Origin of the sequence: Halorussus salinus (genome assembly GCF_004765815.2) — an archaeon.
In the GTDB taxonomy this organism is placed as follows: domain Archaea; phylum Halobacteriota; class Halobacteria; order Halobacteriales; family Haladaptataceae; genus Halorussus; species Halorussus salinus.
The window spans coordinates 1,176,875-1,192,565 of the sequence record NZ_ML974127.1 but is presented as its reverse complement, the minus strand read 5'-3'; the positions used below and the strand labels follow the sequence as shown (position 1 = coordinate 1,192,565).

The 15,691-nt window shown below is 66.4% G+C and carries 20 protein-coding genes and 1 tRNA gene; 6 read left to right on the top strand and 15 right to left on the bottom strand.

The window, feature by feature from the left end; all coding sequences use genetic code 11:
- Positions 1 to 44 precede the first annotated feature (44 nt).
- On the top strand, positions 45 to 578 hold the full coding sequence (locus EPL00_RS06090) for an Rrf2 family transcriptional regulator (protein WP_135851347.1): 534 nt from the start codon (positions 45 to 47) through the stop codon (positions 576 to 578).
- A 129-nt stretch (positions 579 to 707) separates the two neighbouring features.
- Entirely contained in the window at positions 708 to 1,865 is a 1,158-nt protein-coding gene (locus tag EPL00_RS06085) for an NAD(P)/FAD-dependent oxidoreductase (protein WP_135851348.1), read from the top strand.
- A gap of 45 nt (positions 1,866 to 1,910) precedes the next feature.
- Here EPL00_RS06085 and EPL00_RS06080 read toward each other — a convergent pair whose 3' ends face one another.
- Positions 1,911 to 2,372: an FAD synthase family protein gene (locus tag EPL00_RS06080; RefSeq protein WP_135851349.1), complete on the bottom strand. Its 462-nt coding sequence runs from the start codon at positions 2,370 to 2,372 to the stop codon at positions 1,911 to 1,913.
- Between the two features lie 56 nt (positions 2,373 to 2,428).
- A complete protein-coding gene (locus EPL00_RS06075; RefSeq protein WP_135851350.1) occupies positions 2,429 to 2,938 on the bottom strand; it encodes a Mov34/MPN/PAD-1 family protein in 510 nt (169 codons plus the stop codon).
- Positions 2,939 to 3,124: 186 nt separating this feature from the next.
- Here EPL00_RS06075 and EPL00_RS06070 point away from each other — a divergent pair, with 186 nt between their 5' ends.
- Positions 3,125 to 5,023 carry a DHH family phosphoesterase gene (locus EPL00_RS06070; RefSeq protein ID WP_135851351.1) on the top strand — a complete coding sequence of 633 codons (1,899 nt, stop codon included), beginning with the start codon at positions 3,125 to 3,127 and terminating at the stop codon, positions 5,021 to 5,023.
- A gap of 10 nt (positions 5,024 to 5,033) precedes the next feature.
- On the opposite strand, the gene EPL00_RS06065 is transcribed toward EPL00_RS06070, so the two are convergent.
- Entirely contained in the window at positions 5,034 to 6,905 is a 1,872-nt protein-coding gene (locus EPL00_RS06065) for a phospholipase D-like domain-containing protein (protein ID WP_238398133.1), read from the bottom strand.
- Positions 6,906 to 6,984: 79 nt separating this feature from the next.
- Here EPL00_RS06065 and EPL00_RS06060 point away from each other — a divergent pair, with 79 nt between their 5' ends.
- On the top strand, positions 6,985 to 7,227 hold the full coding sequence (locus EPL00_RS06060) for a hypothetical protein (RefSeq protein WP_135851352.1): 243 nt from the start codon (positions 6,985 to 6,987) through the stop codon (positions 7,225 to 7,227).
- Here EPL00_RS06060 and EPL00_RS23460 read toward each other — a convergent pair.
- From EPL00_RS23460 to EPL00_RS06050, 3 genes are all read right to left on the bottom strand, one after another.
- A complete protein-coding gene (locus EPL00_RS23460) occupies positions 7,216 to 7,371 on the bottom strand; it encodes a DUF7837 family putative zinc-binding protein (protein WP_202932547.1) in 156 nt (51 codons plus the stop codon). The two genes, EPL00_RS06060 and EPL00_RS23460, sit on opposite strands and share 12 nt — an antisense overlap.
- A 143-nt stretch (positions 7,372 to 7,514) precedes the next feature.
- The gene (locus EPL00_RS06055) at positions 7,515 to 8,834 is read right to left on the bottom strand and encodes a HEAT repeat domain-containing protein (RefSeq protein ID WP_135851353.1); all 1,320 of its coding nucleotides are present in this window, start codon (positions 8,832 to 8,834) and stop codon (positions 7,515 to 7,517) included.
- A gap of 73 nt (positions 8,835 to 8,907) precedes the next feature.
- A complete protein-coding gene (locus EPL00_RS06050) occupies positions 8,908 to 9,756 on the bottom strand; it encodes a protein sorting system archaetidylserine synthase (protein ID WP_135851354.1) in 849 nt (282 codons plus the stop codon).
- A gap of 160 nt (positions 9,757 to 9,916) precedes the next feature.
- On the opposite strand from EPL00_RS06050, the gene EPL00_RS06045 reads away from it, so the two are divergent.
- On the top strand, positions 9,917 to 10,342 hold the full coding sequence (locus tag EPL00_RS06045) for a cupredoxin domain-containing protein (protein ID WP_135851355.1): 426 nt from the start codon (positions 9,917 to 9,919) through the stop codon (positions 10,340 to 10,342).
- Between the two features lie 54 nt (positions 10,343 to 10,396).
- Here the strand turns inward: EPL00_RS06045 and EPL00_RS06040 are convergent, their stop codons facing one another.
- Genes EPL00_RS06040 through EPL00_RS06025 form a run of 4 tightly spaced genes read right to left on the bottom strand, consistent with a single transcriptional unit; the run spans position 10,397 to position 13,091 of the window.
- Complete coding sequence (locus tag EPL00_RS06040; RefSeq protein WP_135851356.1) at positions 10,397 to 11,032, bottom strand: 30S ribosomal protein S3ae; 636 nt, start codon at positions 11,030 to 11,032, stop codon at positions 10,397 to 10,399.
- Complete coding sequence (locus tag EPL00_RS06035) at positions 11,029 to 11,364, bottom strand: KEOPS complex subunit Pcc1 (RefSeq protein WP_135851357.1); 336 nt, start codon at positions 11,362 to 11,364, stop codon at positions 11,029 to 11,031. The genes EPL00_RS06040 and EPL00_RS06035 overlap by 4 nt, the downstream gene beginning before the upstream one ends.
- Positions 11,361 to 12,626: an exonuclease RecJ gene (locus EPL00_RS06030; RefSeq protein WP_135851358.1), complete on the bottom strand. Its 1,266-nt coding sequence runs from the start codon at positions 12,624 to 12,626 to the stop codon at positions 11,361 to 11,363. The genes EPL00_RS06035 and EPL00_RS06030 overlap by 4 nt, the downstream gene beginning before the upstream one ends.
- The gene (locus EPL00_RS06025; RefSeq protein ID WP_135851359.1) at positions 12,627 to 13,091 is read right to left on the bottom strand and encodes a 30S ribosomal protein S15; all 465 of its coding nucleotides are present in this window, start codon (positions 13,089 to 13,091) and stop codon (positions 12,627 to 12,629) included.
- 582 nt (positions 13,092 to 13,673) lie between these two features.
- Here EPL00_RS06025 and EPL00_RS06020 point away from each other — a divergent pair.
- A tRNA-Ala gene (locus EPL00_RS06020) sits at positions 13,674 to 13,745 on the top strand.
- A gap of 152 nt (positions 13,746 to 13,897) precedes the next feature.
- Here the strand turns inward: EPL00_RS06020 and EPL00_RS06015 are convergent.
- The 5 genes from EPL00_RS06015 to EPL00_RS05995 all read right to left on the bottom strand — a co-directional run bounded on the left by EPL00_RS06015 (position 13,898) and on the right by EPL00_RS05995 (position 15,691).
- A complete protein-coding gene (locus EPL00_RS06015; RefSeq protein WP_135851360.1) occupies positions 13,898 to 14,203 on the bottom strand; it encodes a hypothetical protein in 306 nt (101 codons plus the stop codon).
- 165 nt (positions 14,204 to 14,368) lie between these two features.
- Entirely contained in the window at positions 14,369 to 14,656 is a 288-nt protein-coding gene (gene eif1A / locus EPL00_RS06010; RefSeq protein ID WP_135851361.1) for a translation initiation factor eIF-1A, read from the bottom strand.
- 133 nt (positions 14,657 to 14,789) lie between these two features.
- Positions 14,790 to 14,981: a hypothetical protein gene (locus EPL00_RS06005; RefSeq protein WP_135851362.1), complete on the bottom strand. Its 192-nt coding sequence runs from the start codon at positions 14,979 to 14,981 to the stop codon at positions 14,790 to 14,792.
- Between the two features lie 77 nt (positions 14,982 to 15,058).
- Positions 15,059 to 15,265, bottom strand: coding sequence for a hypothetical protein (locus EPL00_RS06000; RefSeq protein ID WP_135851363.1), 207 nt, complete (start codon positions 15,263 to 15,265; stop codon positions 15,059 to 15,061).
- 96 nt (positions 15,266 to 15,361) lie between these two features.
- Positions 15,362 to 15,691 carry a HalOD1 output domain-containing protein gene (locus tag EPL00_RS05995; RefSeq protein ID WP_135851364.1) on the bottom strand — a complete coding sequence of 110 codons (330 nt, stop codon included), beginning with the start codon at positions 15,689 to 15,691 and terminating at the stop codon, positions 15,362 to 15,364.

Below are 15,691 nucleotides of genomic sequence, written 5' to 3'. Positions count from 1 at the left end.
TCGGTTCGTCGCATTTAAGCCAATCTATCGCCAAACTCCCGCCAATGTCTACAATCGAACTGACGGCGAGTCAAAAGAAGATCCTCCGCGCGCTCGTGGACCTCCACCGCGAGACCGAAGACGCGGTCAAGGGCGAAGACATCGCCGACGAAGTCGACCGAAACCCCGGTACTATCCGCAATCAGATGCAGAGTCTCAAGGCCCTCCAACTCGTCGAAGGCGTCCCCGGTCCGAAGGGTGGGTACAAGCCGACCGCGAACGCGTTCGACGCGCTCGGTGTCCAAGACATGGACCAAGAGGCCGAGGTCCCCATCGCGCTCGGCGGCGAACCGCTCGACGACGTGAACGTCGAGGAGATCGACCTCGCCAGCGTCCATCACCCTGAACTCTGTCGGGCCGAGATTCACGTCCGCGGGTCGGTGGGGCGGTTTCACGAGGGCGACAGCGTTCGCGTCGGCCCGACGCCGCTCTCGAAACTCGTCGTCACGGGGACGGTGGACGGGAAAGACGACACCAGCAACATCGTGATTCTCAAGATAGGGTCGATGGAAGCGCCCGCCGAAGAACCCGACCACTAACTTCGCTCTCTCTTTCGACGCTCTCGCCGCAGACCAGATAGCTCCCTTTCACTTCCTGTGGTAGATACTCTCTCACACTCGTTCACGGGTTTCAAAGCCTTTGTATCCAAGGACTCACGAGGTTCGAGTATGACTGAGAAGGTCGTCGTACTCGGCGCGGGTTACGCCGGGGCAGGCGCAGTTCAGAGTCTCGAAGCCGAGTTGGAACACGCGGACGCGGAACTGACGTGGATTTCGGAGAACAACTACCACCTCGTCCTCCACGAGTCCCACCGCGTCATCCGCGACCCGAGCGTCGAAGACGACATCAAGATTCCGGTCGGCGAGATTGCGAGTCCGGGTACGGAGTTCATCCAAGCCCGCGTCGAGAGCGTCGATACCGACGACCAGACCGTCGAGTTGGACGGCGACGACGCCGTCGAGTACGACTACCTGCTCGTCGCGCTCGGGAGCCAGACCGCCTACTACGGCATCCCCGGCATGGAGGAGAACGCCCTCACCCTCAAGGGTCTGGACGACGCCCACGAGATTCACCGGCAGGTCGAGGAGGCCGCCTCGAAGGCCTCGCGCAACGACCCCGCGAAGGTCGTCATCGGCGGCGCGGGTCTCTCGGGCATCCAGAGCGCGGGCGAAATCGCGGAGTACCGCGACGAACACCGCGCGCCAATCGACATCTACCTCGTGGAAGCCCTCGAAGAGATCATGCCCGGACAGGACTCGGAGCTTCAGGGCACGGTCCGCCGACATCTCGAAGAGGCCGACGTAGAGATTCTGACCGACGACCCCATCACCGAGGCCGACGAGGAGGCCATCCACTTCGACGAGGGCGACCCCCTCGACTACGACGTGTTCGTCTGGACCGGCGGCATCACCGGACAGGACGCCCTCGACGGCTGTGACCTCGACAACGAACACAACCGCGTCACCTGCGAGTCGGACTTCCAGACCAGCGACGAGAACGTCTTCGCGGTCGGCGACTCGGCCATCATCGACCAAGGCGAGAACCCGGCACCGCCGACCGCGCAGGCCGCGTGGCAGGCCGCCGAGGTCGTCGGCGAGAACATCGCCCGCGCCATCAACGACCAACCGCTCAAGACGTGGACCCACGAGGACAAGGGGACGGTCCTCTCCATCGGCGACAAGGCCGTCGCCCACGACGTGGACGCGATTCCGGTCCGGACGTTCAACTCCTACCCCGCGAAGTTCCTGAAGAAGGCCATCGCCGCGCGCTGGATCGCCGACGTGAGTTCGGTGCCCACGGCGCTGAAGGCGTGGGACTCGCTGTAGACGCGTAGAACAGTCGTCGCCCAACCGTCGCCGAAACGCTCTCGACTACCCGCGCTCTTCTAAAATCCGGTCGATAATCCGGCCAGTCGAGAGGAGTTCCTCGTCGTACTCCGGCTCCCGAGGACTCGCGCGCCGGACCGCACAGTCGATGCCCCGCCGGGCGAGTTCGTCCTCGATGGCCGCTTCCTCGTGGTGCTGGTCGTGACCCAAGGCGATAACGTCCGGATTTAGCTCCTCGATGGGCGCGAAGATGTCCTCGGGGTGGCCCACGCGGGCGTCGTCCACGGGGTCCAGCGCCTCGACCATGTCCCGGCGCTGGCGATTCGGCAGAATCGGCGGCTCTTTGTGCGTGACGTTCTCCCGGCGAGCGACGATGACGGTGAGTCGGTCGCCGAACGCCTTCGCGTCTCGGAGGTAGTGGACGTGTCCGGGGTGAAGTACGTCGAACGTCCCCTGCGCGACGACGTGAGTCGCTGGCTCGTCGGTCGGTGCGTCCTCGCCTGTCATGCTGTCTCCTCGGCGGTCATGCTAACTCCTCGTCTGTCATGCTGAGTCCTCGTCTGTCACGGCTCCGCGTCCTCGTCGAAGTCGTAGCCCAGTTCGGCGTCGATGTCGGCCTGCGTGAAGTCGAAGAACGACTCGCCCTCGGGCAGGGACACGTCCAGCACGTCCAACTCCGTCGGGTCGCCGCTCCGGTCGAACGCCTGCCAGTCCCCGCGGTCGTAGGGGTAGCCGATGATGATGTGGACTTTCCCCTTGCCGAAGGTGGCCAAATCCTCCTTGCTCGGCTTCAGGACGCCGTTCGGGTGGGAGTGGACCGACCCGACCGAGTTGAAGTCGTTGGGAATCTGGCTGGTCTTGACCGTGGCGCTCACGCTGTTGGACTCGGTGCCGGGGATGACCAGCACGTCGGTGATGACCGTCCCGTCGCGTTCGAGTCCGAGCGACCGGGCGTCCTCCCCGCGGAGAAAGCCCATGTACTCGTGAGGGTGAGCGTCCTCGGAGGCCGCGAGGGCGAACTGGAGGGCCTCCTCGGCGATGCCGAGAATCTCGCTCGACCGGAACAACCGCATGGTCAAATCTCCGGGCGGGCGCGTTCTAAAGGTTGCGAACCGTGAGGCGCGTCGTAGGCGTCCGCCAAGACGCCCGCACGCGCCGGGACGTGACCCGAGCGCGGCGACCGCGAACGACCGGGTATCGGGGCTCACGAACCCAGTTGCAAACCCTTAAAATCGGCCGAACCGAAACCACGGACAAGAATGACTGCTTCCGCTGACTCGGGCGAGGTCGTCGTCTACGACCTCGACCCGGACTGTACCCTCGAAGACGTTTCAGAGGGCAACTACTACCACGCCACCGTCAACGGCGTGGTCGATTACGGCGTGTTCGTGGACCTCTCGGACTCGGTCTCCGGACTCGCCCACGAGTCGAACTACGAGGGTAGCTACGCGGTCGGCGACGACCTCGTGGTGAAACTGACCGAGGTTCGGGAGAACGGCGACCTGAGCTTCGAGCCGACCGAGTTGGACGACTACGAGACCGTCGAAGTCGGCCACGACTACGACATCTCGGACGCTGGCGAACTCTCTGGCGCGGTCGGCGAGACCGTCCACCTCGAAGGCGAAATCGTCCAGATAAAACAGACCGGCGGCCCGACCATCTTCCACGTCAGCGACGAGACGGGCGTCGTCCCGTGCGCGGCGTTCGAGGAGGCCGGTGTCCGCGCCTACCCCGAGGTCGAAATCGACGACGTAGTTCGCGTGACCGGACAGGTAGACGAGCGCGACAACGCCCTGCAAGTCGAGGTCGATTCGCTGGACGTGCTGACCGATGGCGACGCCGACGACGTGCGCGAACGCCTCTCGGCCGCCCTCGAAGAACGGGCCGAACCGCACGAGACCGAACCGCTCGTGGAGTGGCCCGCGCTGACCCAGATGTTCCCCGACTTGGAGGAGGTCGCCCGCCAACTCCGCCGGACCGTCCTCGAAAGTCGCCCGATTCGGGTGCGCCACCACGCCGACGGCGACGGAATGTGCGCCTCGATTCCGGTTCAGTACGCCTTGGAGCAGTTCATCCAAGAAACGCATCAGGACCCCGAGGCCAAGCGCCATCTCTTCAAGCGCCTGCCGAGCAAGGCACCGTTCTACGAGATGGAGGACGTGACCCGCGACTTGAACTTCGCGCTGGAAGACCAAGCTCGACACGGCCAGAAGCTCCCGCTCCTGCTGATGCTCGACAACGGGAGTACCGCCGAGGACGTGCCCGCGTACAAGAACCTCGCGCACTACGACATCCCCATCGTCGTCGTGGACCACCACCACCCCGACCCCGAGGCGGTCGAGCCCTACGTGGACGCCCACGTCAACCCGTACCTCTACGACGAGGACTACCGCATCACGACCGGGATGATGTGCGTCGAGTTGGCCCGCATGATCTGGCCGCCCATCACCGAGGAGCTTCGCCACGTCCCCGCGGTCGCGGGCCTCTGTGACCGCTCGAAGGCCGACGCGATGACCGACTACGTGGAACTCGCCGAGTCGGAGGGCTACGAAGAAGCGTTCCTCCGCGACGTGGGCGAGGCGCTGGACTACGAGGCCCACTGGCTGAAGTACGACGCCGGGCGCAACCTCATCAACGACGTGCTGAATGTGGGCAATTCGGACGGCGACGAGCGCCACCGCGAACTCGTCTCGTTCCTCTCGGAGACCGCCGAGTCGGAGGTCGAAGACCAACTCGACGCCGCCATGCCCCACGTCGAACACGAGCGACTGGACAGCGACGCCCACCTCTACCGCATCGACGTGGAGAACCACGCCCACCGGTTCACCTACCCCGCGCCGGGCAAGACGACGGGCGAAATCCACGACCGCAAAGTGCAGGAGACCGGCGAACCGGTCATCACCATCGGCTACGGGCCGGACTTCGCGGTCCTGCGGAGCGACGGCGTGCGGCTGGACATCCCCGAGATGGTGACGGAACTCAACGACGAAATCGTCGGCGGCGGAGTTTCGGGCGGCGGACACCTCGTCGTCGGCTCCATCAAGTTCGTCCCCGGCATGCGCGAGGAGGTCCTCGACGCGCTGGTCGAGAAGATGGCCGACGCCGAAATCGACGAGGAGCTACAGAGTACGACGGTCGGCCACGAGCAGGACGACTGACCGACTCGTCTCACCGACTCTTTTCGAAGACGACCTCCCGTTTTGCGACCCCGATTGCGACGAGCGCCCCGACAGCCACGGCCGCGAGCAGGCCGACCGGCACGCGATTCGGCCCGCCGTTTCCTGACCCGCCCGCGCTCGCTTCCCAATCGGCGTCGAAGGTCTCGGCGTAGTAATCGCCCGCCTCCTCGCCGCGCAACACGACTGCGACCTCGCGGTTCTCCCGCGCGGAGTGGTTGTTCCAGTTGAGACTGCCGACCACCGCGGCCTCGCCGTCCACGACCACGCCCTTGGCGTGAATCTTCTCGTAGCGCCCGCGGGGGTCGGCGAGGCGGACTTCCAGCGACAGGTTCTCGGCCGTCGCGCGGTCGTTCAGCCACTCGACCAGCGCGCGGTTGTCCTCCTCGACGTACCACGCGCTACTCAGCAGGATTCGGACTTCGACGCCCCTGCTCGCGGCCCGGAGCGAGGCTTGCAGGAGTGAGTGTCTCGGCCCGCCGATGGCGACCTGCTGGACGCGAATCGACTCGTCCGCCGAGTCGAGCAGGTCGAGCAAAGCATCCTCCGCGTTGTCCGGAGCAATCAAAACGTTGCTTTGAGAAGCGTTTACATTTTCCGGGGTGAACTCGCCCGCGTATGTGTCGTTCGCGGGCGGTCCCTCGGCCGAGGTGAAACTCTCGCCTCGGCGGAACGGAGACCACGATTGGGTACCCCGCCAATCGGCGTCGGCCGCGAAGAGGGCCGCGAGTCGGTCGGCGGCCTCCTCGCTCCGCACGACCGCGCCCCACCCGCGACTCGCGTGGCCGCCGGTGCCCGCTGGCTTCCAGTTCTCGGTCATCACCAGCGCCCGGTCGTCGGCGACGGCGTACTTCGCGTGGTGGAAGTCGTAGCGCGACCGCGGTCCGCCGAGGACCCGGACCTCGACGCCGCGGGCGACCAGCGAGTCGAGCATCTTGGCCGAGCGCCTCGTCAATCCACCGACGGGCGCGCCGTCCACCAGCACGCGGACCTCGACTCCTCGGCGCGCGGCGTCGGCCAGCAAGTCGGCGACTCTCGGCGAGGAGAAACTGTAGCCCGCCAGCAGAATCCGCCGGTCGGCCGCCCGCAGGGTCTCGACCGGAACGGCGGGCGCGTCGGGCAGGACGAACGCGCGGGCCTCGGTCGCGCCGGTCCGGAGGACGCCGAAGTCGGTCGCGCCCAGCGGCGTCCACTGCCAGCGACCCGCGTCGGTGCGGTGCCAGCGTTCGCCCTCGGGCGCGTCGCGGTACGTGACGCTCGCTACGGTCTCGTTCCCACGGACCAGTCGGACGGTCTCCCCGCCGTTCGCCAGCGAGAGTCCGCCGTCGAGTCCGAGGAGCCGAGCGTCCGTCAGGTTGCGCGCGGCGGCGGGGTCCGTCGAGACGGCGACCCGTCCCGAGACGGTGGCGTTCGGGAGCCGGACGGTGGCTTCGCCGTCGGCGAGCGCCCACGCTGAGAGGTTCGTCCGGTCGGCCGCTCTCAAGACGACCAACTCCCCGGCGTCGCCGTCGGCCGTCGGGTTCGGTACGAGGCCGACGATTTCGGGCGGTTGGGTGGCGTTCGCCGTCGAATTAACGACTCTCGTCGTGACCGAATCGGGGGTCGTGGTCGAATCGGAGGTCGCCGTAGTCGAATCGGGAGTCGTCGTGGTCGTGTTGCTGGCGTCTACCGTCGAATTGGCGACCTTCGTCGTCGTACTGGCGGCGTCCGCGGTCGAACCGGTCGCATTCGCAGTTGTACCGGCCGCGAGCGTCGAGGTCGGTCCGGCCGCGCTCGCGGCGACGGTTGGGATTGCTCCGGAGACGACGGTGGCGACGAGGAGGACGGCGGCGAGCGTCGGCGTGAAGTCGGGTGAACGGGACACGGGGACGGTTCGTCCCGGCTTCGGACTTAAACCCTCGGGGACCGGTGGCTTTTTGCTCGATAGGTTCGCCGGTGTGAATATGGTGGACTTGGTGCTGGCACTCGAACTCGCGGGTAACGCAGTCGGGGCGCTCGGGGCGGCGTTGGTCTTCTTCGAGTTCTTCCAACTGCCGAGCTACGTCGAGTACAGCGAGGAGTACAACGACTACAGCGTGGACATCTCGCCGATGGAGGTGACCGAACACACGTGGATCGGTCGCGTCGGCGCGTTCCTCCTCATCGTCGCGTTCACCGCGCAGTTCGTCGCGGCGCTACTCGCCTGAGGGGTGAACCACGTCCCGGCAGTCGGGACACTCCGCGAAGCGGGCGGGGCGGCCGTCGGACTCGTACTCGATGAGGAGGTAGTCGCGAGTTATCGCTTCGCCGCAGTTGGGGCACCGTCCGACCGTTTGCGGTTCGTACGCCATGATTCGCGTACGTATTACGACGAATAGCCGTCGCTTTGTTATGGTGTGTGTAATCCGAGAATCGAATCGGTAACGTCGTACTGAAACGACCGCGCGTGTTCGTCGTATTACGGAAGCGGCGGTAATCGGCCGTTACTCGGCCGTCACGCCGCGGGCCGGGTCTCGCTGTCGGCCGCCTTCTCGGCTTCGGCCTGCACGAGGTACGCCCGGTCGTCGGCGTAGGGCCGGACCGCTTCGAGCGCGCGCTCGGTACCGATCTGGTTGAGCGCCCACGCCGCGCTGGCGCGAACCTCGTCGGCCTCGTCGTCCTCCAGCAGGTCGGCCAGCGGTTCGATGGCGCGCGTGTCGCCGATGAGACCGAGCGCGCGGGCGGCCTGACTCCTGATCTGGGACTCGTCGGACGCGAGTTGGTCGGCCACGTCTTGGGTCGCCTCGTCGCTCCCGATTTCGCCGACCGCCTTGAGGGCGGGGACGGCGAGACCGGGGTCCGAATCCACGTAGTCCAGCACGGCGTCGAGGCCCTCCTCGTCGCCGATTTTCCCGATGGTCTCGATGGCGAACTCGTCGCGGCGCTGGGCGAGTTCCGTCATCTTCTCCAGCGAGTCGGGGTGGCCCATCCGGACCAGCGTCTCCTTGCAGTGTTCCTCCATGAAGTTCGACTGGAAGTTGTCCAGCGCGAGCAGAACCATGTCGGCGCGGCCGCGCTTCTCCCAGACTTTGAGGGCGTGCCACTCCGGCGGGTAGTCCTTGCGGTGGTCGAGAACGTCGTAGTAGCCGTGGGCCTGCATCTGCTCGCGGGTTTCGAGGTCGTCCCACTCCTCGGCGGCGTCCACGCCGCCTTCGAGGTCCGACGCGGCGTCCTGCAGTTCCGCGATGGTTTCGGCGTCCTCGTCGGGGTCGAGTCCGGCCTCGCCGATTTCGACCGCGGCGTCCTCGATGGCTCCGGCGAGGTCTTCGATGTCGGTCGAGATGGGCGCGGCGATGGAGACGCCCAGAATCTCCTCGATGTCCGCGACGAACGCCTCGACCACTTCGGCCAACTCCTCGCGGCCGTCGTCGGTCCACTCGGTCTCCTCGACGGTGGTCCCGGTCGCGCTCACGTCCTCCACGACATCCTCGGCGTAGGGGCCGCGCTGGGCTTCGAGTTCGCTCCGGAGGTCCGCGAGGCGGTCCTCGAACGCCTCGCGGGGACCCTCGTCGTCCTCGTCGTCTGGTTCCGGGAGGTCGGCCTCCTCGACGTGACCCTCGATGTCGTCCAAGTGGGCCTCCACGTCGTCTAAGTCGGCCTCGGTCTCGGCGGCGTCGAGTTCCTCCTCGGCGGCGTCGAGTTCCGCTTCGATTTCCTCCTCGGAGAGCGGCGTCGTGTCGAGTTCCGTCTCCTCGGCCGATTCTTCTTCGGCCTCTTCGTCGGCTTCCGGCGTCTCCTCGGTTTCGGTCTCGTCGGCCTCTTCCTCGTCGCTCATTCTTCCCACCCCGCAAGGCTTACCGGACTCATATGTGCAAAACTCGGTGCGTACACTTCAAGAGCGTTTCCCTTCACCCTCGCGGGTCGCCGACCTCTCGGCCCTCGACCTCGCGCACGTCCGGTTCGTCGGGCGTAGATTCGTCGAGCGTGGCTTCGTCGGCGGTGGACCGCTCGGTGCCGGAGTTCTCGGAAGTGGACTTCTCGGGAGCGGACGTTTCGGCGACTGGCTCCTCGGGAGCGGCCTCCCGCCAGTAGAACCGCGGCCCGAGGAGCAAGTACGCCAGCGCGGCCCCCAGAAGCAATCGGGGGAACGCCCGACCGAACGCGGCCGGGACGAGGATGGCCAGCGCCTGCAACCCGCCCATCGCCAGCGCGTCGCGGGCGAACAGGTCGGGGTAGGTCACGCGCGTCACCATCAGGTAGGCGAACGCACCCGTCGCCGCGAGGAGAACCGGGGCCTCCTCGACGCCAGCCAGCACGCTGGCGGCGAGAATCGTCGCCGCGAGCGTACTCGGCACGCCCTCGGTGTGGCCGTTGCCCACGTCGTAGGCCGTGTACAGCCCCAATCGGACGACTGCCATCGCCACGAACAGCGCGGGCACGGAGAAGACTGCAATCGTCACCGCGGAGGGTTCCGAGAGCGTCCAGCGACCGCGCGCGACGACGAACACCAGCACGGCCGGTGCGACGCCGAACGAGGCCACGTCGGCCAGCGAGTCCAGATACTCGCCCGCGGGCGTACTTCCTAACTTCCGGGCGACAACGCCGTCGAGACCGTCGGCGACCGCGGCGAGCAACACCAGTCTGGCGGCCAGTTCCGGCTCGACAGTCGCGGCGACCGCCGCGAGGAAGCCGAGCGCGGCGTTGGCGACCGTCACCGCGTCGGCGACGCCGAGCCGACCGACGAACCGGGGTTCCATACGTGTCGGGTGTGCGACCGCCGTTGATACGTCTTTATATCCGGCCGACTCTCGCTCGGCGGACAGGTTCGAGTCGCGTCCGTCGTCGCCCCGACTGCTCGCCGGACGCTCTGGGGCGGGTTCCGCATGACCTAAATCGCTCGAAGCCCGAGCCACGGGTATGGACCGCCGAACCTTCCTCGCCGGGGCCGCGAGCGTCACTGCCGTCGGTTTGGCCGGATGCACCGCGCTCGGGGGCGGGACCGACGCGCCGAGCGACTACGACGTGGGCATGGGGTCGGCGTTTTTCCGGCCCGAAGTGGTCGAAATCGCCGCGGGCGAGACCGTCGTCTGGGCGAACACGGGCAACCGGCGACACACCGTCACGGCCTACCAAGGCCAGTATCCCGACGGTGCCGAGTACTTCGCCTCGGGCGGCTTCGAGACCGAGGAGGCCGCCATCGACGGCTGGCAGAGCGGATTCGAGGGCCACATCAGCCCCGGTGGGACCTACGAGCGGACCTTCGAGATTCCCGGCGAGTACCACTACTACTGCATCCCTCACGAACCGACCGGGATGGTCGGGAAGGTCGTGGTGACGGAGTAGGGACTGTCGAACGCAGTAAAAACGAAAAATCTGGTTCTGCCCGAAGTCCCGCGCTCAGACTTCGACTTCTTCTTCGTCCACGTCCACGGAGGTCTCCTCTTCGGCGGCGACCTCCTCGGGACGGGCTTCCAGCGTCGCCTTCTGAATCTCGACGCGGCGGAGCGGGTAGATGGTCTTGGCCTCGCCGTAGATGGCCGAGGAGAGCCGACCCTCGACCACGCTGTCGATGAGGTCCTCGAAGGTGCGGTCCTTCCCGGCCTCCTCGACGATGTCGATCATCGTCCGGCGGATGGCCTGCTCTTGGCTCGCGTCGGCGTCCTTGGTCGTGAACGCGACGGGCTGAATCTGGACGCGGTAGTCGTCGGTCGTCAGGACCGTGATGTACGCCTCGACCTTCGAGGCACCGCGGCGCACGAGGCTCCGCAGGTAGTCGCGGGTCAACTCGTGCTTGATGAACTCGGTGTACGCCGAGTCGCTCCCCACGTCGTTGATCTTGAACGTGAGCTTGGTGTTGTTCTCGCTGGCGTCGCCTTTCAGCTCGCCCAGCGTCGTCTCGATGTTGCGACCGAGAACTTTGTCCGGTTCGTCTGCGGGGGTGCCACCGAGCTCCTGTCGGTCGAACTGCTGGGGAGCGTGGATGGTGTACCACCGTTTTTCCTGCTTCTGCTTGGATACGGATCGTTCGCTCATGATTGAGTTGTGTCTGACTGCTTGTCTGCGAATCGGTTGCCTGCCTGTACGACCTGCCGCGCCACCGCGAGGTTCACCACGTAATCGTCCACCGTCGTCCGGAGGCCGCCGGTCGTCTCGCGCTCGATGGCGGTGACGACCACGCCGTCGCCGACGCCGTCGGTGCCGTCGAACTCCTCGACGCGCGTGTCGATTTCGGGCGTGTTGTCCGGGCGAACCGACGCTGCCACGATGTCGGCGGCGTCGAGTTCGGTCCGAATCGTCGCCGAGCGACCGGCGGACTCGTCGTCCGCGCGCTCGGCCGACGCCTCCGAATCGGAGCGACTACTCATGGGCTGGCCTCCCGGAAGGCGGCGAGAAACTCCTTGGCGTCCGTCTCGGGGTCGAAGCGTGCGTAGCCGCGGGCTGGCGTGCCGCCGCCCGCGCCGCCGACCGACCGTGCGGCCTCGGCCATCGCCGCGCCGACGGCCGACTCGGAGACTGCCGCGGCGGCGGCCTCCGAGTCGGTCACGACGAGCGCGACTGGCTCCGGCGACCGGAAGTCCCGCAGGAGACGGGCGACCGTCTCGACGGGCGCGTCGTCCGTGCGGAGCGCGAACAGGCCGTCGTATCGGCCGGTCGTGGCCTCGCGCAGGACCGTGTGGGCGCGCTCGGCGTGGTCGCGCCACGCGTCGAGGGCGTCGGCGCGCGCGTCGTGGCCGAGCGCCAGCGCGACGCCAGCGCCCGGTCGCTCGCGCGCGACCGCCTCCAGCACGTCGGCGTAGCCTTCGACCGTGGCGAAGGGCGCGAGCGCGTCCGGGGACTCCTCGTCGGAGGCACCACCGGACTCGTCGCCCGGAATCGCGTGCGGTCGAAGTGCGCGCTCGACCGACTCCGCGGCGCGGTCGGTCGCGCCCTCGGCTCCCGTGACTGCGAGCGCGAACTCCGAGGAGACCGCCCGATGGGCCTCGTCGCCGAGTTCGGCCGGGAGACCGAGTTCGGCCAGCGTAGCCTGCACGGCCTCGCTGTCGCCCGAGTAGTCGGCGTGTGCGAGCGTCGAGTGGGCGAGGCCGTCCACGAGGTCGTCGGTCGGCACGCCGACGCCGGGTCGGCGCGAGAGACCGGCCTCGCGGGCGCGTTCGAGGAGGTGTGCGCTCTCGCCCGCGCCTGCGGGACGACCCGCGGCGAGGACTCCCGCGAGCGCCAGCACGGCGTTCGGGGTCGCGCCCAGTTGCTCGGCGGCGTCGAAGGCGGTCACGCTCGCCGGGGTCTCGTCGGCCGACAGGTGAACGTCGGCCGCGGGGTCGAGACCGATTGCGAGCGTGGTGTCGCCGGAGTCGTCGGTCGCGTCGGCGGTCGAATCGCCGTCGGCGGAGTCGTCGCGGTCGGAGCCAGCGGCGTCCGCGTCGGCCAGCGTCTCGCCGAATCGCCCGACCCGAACTTGGTACGGCGTCGCGCGGTCGGCGCAGGCGCGAGCGAGGAGTCCGGCGGCCGCCAGACAGTCGCCGTCGGCGCGCGCGAGGACTCGAACGAAGTCGGCCTCGCGCACTCGGGCGGCCGCGTCGCTGGCCGACGACGCTGGCCCGTCGGTTCCGCTTCGACCCGAGGTGGACATCTATTCGAGGAGTTCCTTGGCGTTCTCGTAGGAGTACTTGAAGTCGGCGTCGAGTTCGTCGCCGCGGTAGTAGTCCACGAGACGGCGGACCTTCGATTGGGTGTTCTGGAGCGCGCGCTTGTTCTGGGCGTCCTGCGGGTTCTCGTCCATATGTTCGCGGAGACGGACGGCCCGTTCGAGCAGGTTGTAGAGGTCTTCCGGCAGGTCGTCGTCGGCGTCGTTCTCGTCGAGAATCTCGGTGACCTTCTTGCCGGTCGCCAGCTTCACGTCGGGGATGGGCGTGCCCTTCACGCCCTCGTCGCGAAGCTTCAGGCCGATCTGGCTCGGGCTGTGGCCCTGTTCTGCCAGTTCGACAACGCGCTCCTCGATTGCGTCTTCGTCTACGTCGCTCCACTCCGGCGGGTCGTCTGCCACGGGCTTGTCGGAGTCCGACGAGCCGCGGCGGCGGGTGTGCATTCGTGCCATAGTTTCTGATTGGAACTGCACAGGCCGCTATCGCCGATTTGTGAGGTAGGCGTGCAATTGCGTCGGTCTGACGCGGCGCACGTCCGCAATCCCGAGCCGTGGAAGCCCACGGCGAGTCAGATTTGCGGCTGTGCTGTTCCCGTATCCAGTGAATTACCGAGGGCACTTTAAGTCGTTGTCGCTTCCGCCTCCGACACTGAGTTTTGTCATCGGTCCGTTGATTGTGACACGTCTTTAATTTGACTCGGCGCGCGCTGGCGCGACCTCGTGTCGCGCCAAGCCGCGCGAGGGATGAGTAGCGCAGGTCGGAGCGAAGCGGAGACGAGCAACGCAATCGGTTGGGGAGGAGGTGGCCGTCGCGGTGCGGGGCGGTTTCGGTGCTGTAGACTCCTTTGCTCAAGCTTGACGCTAGCTTCTCGTCGTTTCCCTCGTCGGAAAAGGAGTCCCCTACTGTCGGGGCGAACGATATCGACGGAGGAATCGCAGTACTGCATCCTCACCGTCCCGCGTCACCTCGTCGCGTTGGTAGACAGAATCCGAGAGGTTTATCAGTAACCCCGGCCAACGAAGAAATGCGTTCGAGGGCTCGTAGATCAGCGGTAGATCATCCCCCTGGCACGGGGAAGGCCTCGGGTTCAAATCCCGACGAGTCCACTCCTTCCTTCCGTTCACTGCGTCCACTCCTGACAGTCGCGGACTCCTCGACCCTCGCAAACGAACCGCGTTTGCTCGGTCCCGACGAGTTCACTCCCATTCTCTCGCCGCTTTCGTTCCTCCCTCCGTATCAGCGTCCACACGGTCACTGGCTACTGTTCGTCTCTATTCGAGGAGTCGAGACCCTCGGACTCGCGCGCCGCCTGTAGTGTCGAAGCGAGTTCGCTGAGGTTCTCGATTGCGTCTTCGGGGAACAGTTCGCGCCGCATTTGAAACGTCCGCAACTCTTCGGCCCTCTCCTGTAGCGCCTGTCGCTGTTGGCTCAGCGACTCGATGGTCGAGTCGATGCGCTCGACGGTGTCCTCGATCTCGTCCAGCATCGCGTCGATCTCCTCGTCGTCGAGGTCGCTCACGCTCTCGTCACCGTCGAGAACCGCTTCGATAACGTCGTCTCCCATACGCCGACCTTTCGCGACGGATTCATCAAGTTTCCGAAAATCGAAACCGACGACGCGCACGAGCAGTAACTCGGGACTGACTACCAATTCGGGACTGACTACCGACTCTCGACCGACTACCGAGGCTAGTCGGTCGGAAGATGACTGACCGAGGAAACAGCGATATTAGACGTTGATGTGGCCTTCGCGCCGCAGTTGGTCCTGCGCGGACCCGTCGTAGCGCCACTCAATGTCGGCTTTCTCGTCCTGCCAGTCCCACGGTTCGCACAGCACGATGTCGTCGCGTCGAATCCAGATTCGCTTTCGCATCCGGCCCGGAATCCGGCCCATGCGCTCTACGCCGTCGTTACAGCGCAGGCGTACGCGGTTCTTGCCGAGCATCTCGGTTACGATAGCGAACTGTTCGGAGTCGTCGGGCATGCGGAGGTTCCGTCGCCCAGAATTTTCACTCACAACCAGAATAAGTGTCCCACGCTTTTAAAAGGTTGCATCGTGCGTGGCAACGCCACGCTGGATTCGCTCGCCGGTCGGGGCTCCTCGCGCGGGGTTCGACGGACTCCGTTTCAGAAGTACGCCTGTGAAAGCCTCAGAAGTCCGCCCGCGAAATCCATTCGCGCGCGACGACGACGAACCACGCCATCCAGACCGCGAACGCGGCCAGCCACGCGCCGTAGCGAACTAGCGGCGAGGGCGACGAAAAGTGCGCAATCCCGAGGAGCGCCGCGACGACCGCGAGCGCCGCGAGGTTCAGGGAGGTCGGCCCGAGGAGGTCCCGCATTTCGCGAGGGTACGCGCGCCGGTCACATCATTGTTGGCGCTCGGCCCTGTTGGCGCTCGCCCGGTCGAACGGCGCGTTCAGTCGAGATACGTCCGACTCCGAACGAGGAGCATCACGACACCGAGTGCCAGTAGCATGACGATGCTCGCGGTCCCGATGACGACGAGTTGGGCGTCCTCGTCGCCCACCCCCGCCGCGACGACGACTTGGAGCGCGCCAGCACCGACGAGGACGACGACGAGCGCGGCGACCCGCCAGTCGAACCCGCTCGACGTGGTTGCCATACGATAGCACACCTGTCGAAGGAACGTAGGTCTATCGCCGCGCGACCAGTCGGAAAACGCGAACAGGGGCGAATCGGAGTCGGTCGAAGCGTCGAGTTAGCCCGTCACGAGGATGCGACCGCTCGAATGGACCGTGACCTCGTACACGTCGTAGGGAAACGACACCGACACGTCGTCCCGGAGGTCGCCGTACCGGCGCGTTCGGAAGAACAACTGGAGCGCGTCGCAGTCCACGACCGAGCTGAGAGGCGTCATCTGTGCGGGGTCGCGCTCGACCACCTCCGAGAGTGCGAGCGCGACACCTGTGCACACTTCGCCGTCGAGCATGTGCTGGCTGATGTCGAAGACGTAGGTAGAGTTAGGGTCGCCGTTTTCGGAGGTAGATTCGATTTCCACAGGGTCGATGTTCTTTCTCGACATACTCAT